This is a genomic window from Archangium sp. (genome assembly GCF_036389735.1).
Classification (GTDB): Bacteria; Myxococcota; Myxococcia; order Myxococcales; family Myxococcaceae; genus Archangium.
In genome coordinates this window covers 1-2,203 of the sequence record NZ_DASVWK010000481.1, presented here as the reverse complement: position 1 = coordinate 2,203, position 2,203 = coordinate 1, and the positions used below count along the sequence as shown (strand labels likewise).

Annotated in this window: 3 protein-coding genes; 1 reads left to right on the top strand and 2 read right to left on the bottom strand. The window is 70.2% G+C overall.

Going from position 1 to position 2,203, the window contains the following annotated elements:
• Positions 1-125: 125 nt before the first annotated feature.
• A complete protein-coding gene (locus VF794_RS17085; RefSeq protein ID WP_331111692.1) occupies positions 126-401 on the bottom strand; it encodes a hypothetical protein in 276 nt (91 codons plus the stop codon).
• A 320-nt stretch (positions 402-721) separates the two neighbouring features.
• On the opposite strand from VF794_RS17085, the gene VF794_RS17080 reads away from it, so the two are divergent.
• Positions 722-2,059, top strand: coding sequence for a sigma-54 dependent transcriptional regulator (locus VF794_RS17080; protein WP_331111690.1), 1,338 nt, complete (start codon positions 722-724; stop codon positions 2,057-2,059).
• Between the two features lie 5 nt (positions 2,060-2,064).
• On the opposite strand, the gene VF794_RS17075 is transcribed toward VF794_RS17080, so the two are convergent.
• On the bottom strand, positions 2,065-2,203 hold a 139-nt coding region (locus tag VF794_RS17075), incomplete at its 5' end, for a YjbQ family protein (protein WP_331111694.1).

Sequence of the window (2,203 nt, the reverse complement as noted above, 5' to 3'; positions counted from 1 at the left end):
GGTGACGGGCGAGCTGCCAGGGCCGGGCATGCAGGCCACCGGGGCCCACTGAGCCCGCGAAAACGGCGAGGGCGCCTCCCTCGCGGGAAGCGCCCTCACTGAAGCTGCGAGCTGAAGCGGAAGGACTACTTGGTGTCCGCGGCGGTCTCGGTCTTCTTCTCGGCCTTCTTGACGACCTTCTTGGCGGCCTTGGCCGTCTTGGAGGGCTTGGCCTCGGTCTTCATCATCTCCGGCTTGGCCTCCGGCTTGGCGGCGACCTCGGGCCTGGCCTCCGGCTTGGCGGTGGCGGCAACCTCGGGCTTGGCCTCCGGCTTGGCGGCAACCTCCGGCCTGGCCTCCGGCTTGGCGGCGAACGCGGACATGGAGGCGGACAGGACGACGGCGGCGATGAGGTTCTTCATGGAGATTCTCCGAGCAGCAACGAAACGTCGCGGCATTGCGGCGTTACATTCCGGACACTCAGCACCGGCCGTGCCATGGCTTCCCCGAAGGAGAGCCCCGGCCGGGTTGCGGAGATTATCCCCAGTGCGCCTGCCCTGCCTGTGGGCGCACTCCCCAGGAATCCGTCAGAGGTCTTTGACGACACCCCCCGTCTTGGGGATGCTGGCGTGCATGCGGGGGGCACGCCGTGGGTGCGCTCGGAGCAGGGCTCGGGCACCCACGTGACAGTCCGCTTTCCCCTGGCGGCCGAGGCCGCGCCCCCTGTTCGCGGAGTCGGTACATGAGCCGTGCTCGCATTCTCGTCGTCGATGATGATCCCCACGCGCGGGAGCTGCTCGAGCGCCTGCTCGGCATGCTCGGGGAGGTGCACCAGGCCGCGGATCCGGAGGAGGCCTCCGCGCGCCTCGCCGAGGAGGGGCCATTCGACCTCGTGCTCACCGACATGGCCATGCCCAACCCGGCGGATGGGCTCATGGTGCTGCAAGAGGTGCGCACGCGGCTTCCGGACACGCCCGTCATCGTGGTGACGGCCTTCAGCAACATCGAGGGCGCGCTGGATAGCATCCAGCAGGGGGCCTTCGACTACCTCGCCAAGCCCTTCGACGGGGACGCCATCGTGCGTGTGGCGAAGCGGGCGTTGGAGCAGAAGCGGCTGGTGGAGGAGAACCGCTCGCTGCGCAAGCAGGTGGAGCGCGGCGCCATGGTGGGGCGCAGCCCGGCGCTGCTGGAGGTGTACAAGCAGGTGGCGCGTGCGGCGGCGACCACGGTGCCGGTGCTGATTACGGGTGAGACGGGCACGGGCAAGGAGATGGTGGCCCGCGTGCTGCACCGGCGCTCGCCACGCGCCAGCGGGTCGTTCATCCCCGTGGACTGCGGTGCCATCGCCGAGTCCCTCATGGAGAGCGAGCTGTTCGGCCATGCCCGGGGCTCCTTCACCGGGGCCACGGGCGCGCGGCGCGGTGTGTTCGAGGAGGCCCACGGGGGCACGCTGTTCCTCGACGAGATTGGCGACGTGGGGCCCAAGGTGCAGGCCCAGCTCCTGCGCGCGTTGCAGGAGGGGGAGATCCGCCGCGTGGGCGAGAGCACGACCGTGAAGGTGGACGTGCGCGTGGTGGCCGCGACAAACAAGGACCTGAAGGCGCGCGTGGCCGAGGGCCTGTTCCGCGAGGACCTGCTCTACCGGCTGGATGTGGTGCACCTGCACCTGCCGCCCCTGCGCGAGCGGCGGGAGGACATCCCAGCCCTGGCGGAGCACTTCGCCGCGCTGCACGCCCGCGGGGGCGTGGCGCCCGTGGTGACGGCCGAGGCCATGACGCGGCTCACGGCGTATGACTGGCCCGGCAACGTGCGGCAGTTGGAGAACGTGGTGGCACGGGCGCTCGCGCTGAACGTGACGGGGGTGCTGGGGCCCCAGGACTTCCCCGAGCCGATTGGCGACGCGCCGAAGCGGCTGAGCGGGCTGGCCGGGGACCTGCCGAGCCTCGCGGAGCTGTCACGGCGCTACGCGGCCCACGTGCTCCAGCATGTCGGCGGCAACAAGAGCGAGGCCGCGCGCCTGCTCGATGTGGATCGCAAGACGCTCTACAAGCTGCTCGAGGTCCAGGGGTCGGCGGAGTAGGGCGCTCAAGTCAGCACGGAGATGGTGACCCGGCGCTGATGCGGGGACGTGCGGTGCTCCCAGACGTAGAGCCCCTGCCACGTTCCCAGATGGGCCTTGCCTCCCTTGATGGGCACGCTGATGGAGTTCTGCGTCAGTACCGTC

Excerpts from the sequence above, each read along its gene's own strand:
- VF794_RS17080 (WP_331111690.1), top strand. The coding sequence starts at position 722 with ATGAGCCGTGCTCGCATTCTCGTCGTCGATGATGATCCCCACGCGCGG.
- VF794_RS17085 (WP_331111692.1), bottom strand. The coding sequence starts at position 401 with ATGAAGAACCTCATCGCCGCCGTCGTCCTGTCCGCCTCCATGTCCGCG.